Source organism: Bradyrhizobium sp. Leo78 (genome assembly GCF_059512425.1).
Window position 1 is genome coordinate 1 of the sequence record NZ_JCAMOT010000188.1, and the last position, 532, is coordinate 532.

The window sequence follows — 532 nt, forward strand, 5'->3', positions numbered from 1 at the left end:
AACAGGGCGTCCTGCCTTGAGATTGAGGGGTTTCGACAACCTCACTCAAGGCAGGAGCATCCCCATGATCGACGAGGCAATGAGCCCGTTGCGCCGACGCATGATCGAAGACATGACGATCCGCAAGTTAGCGCCGAAGACCCAACATGACTACGTGCAAAGGATCAAAAACTTCACGGCATTTCTTGGCCGATCACCCGACACCGCAAGCTTCGAGGACGTGCGCCGCTACCAGTTGCATCTGGCCGCGAGCGGCGTCGGAGTTCCGACCATCAACCAGACCGTCTCGACGCTGCGGTTCTTCTTTCGGGTCACGCTCAGGCGCCACGAGATCGTCGAGCACACGCATGTCATCCACGAGCCCCGCAAGCTGCCGATGGTGCTGAGCGTCGAGGAAGTGGCGCGGCTGCTCGCTGCCGCGCCGGGGCTCAAGGCCGCGTTAAGCGTGGCCTACGGCGCCGGCCTGCGCGCCACTGAGGTGGTCTCGCTCAAGGTTGCCGACATCGACAGCAAGCGCATGATCATCCGCGTC

General features: G+C 62.2%; 1 protein-coding gene. It reads left to right on the plus strand.

What is annotated here, in order from left to right:
• Positions 1-64: 64 nt before the first annotated feature.
• The coding region (locus AC5ZG1_RS44210; protein WP_496136541.1) for a tyrosine-type recombinase/integrase at positions 65-532 on the plus strand (468 nt) is incomplete at its 3' end.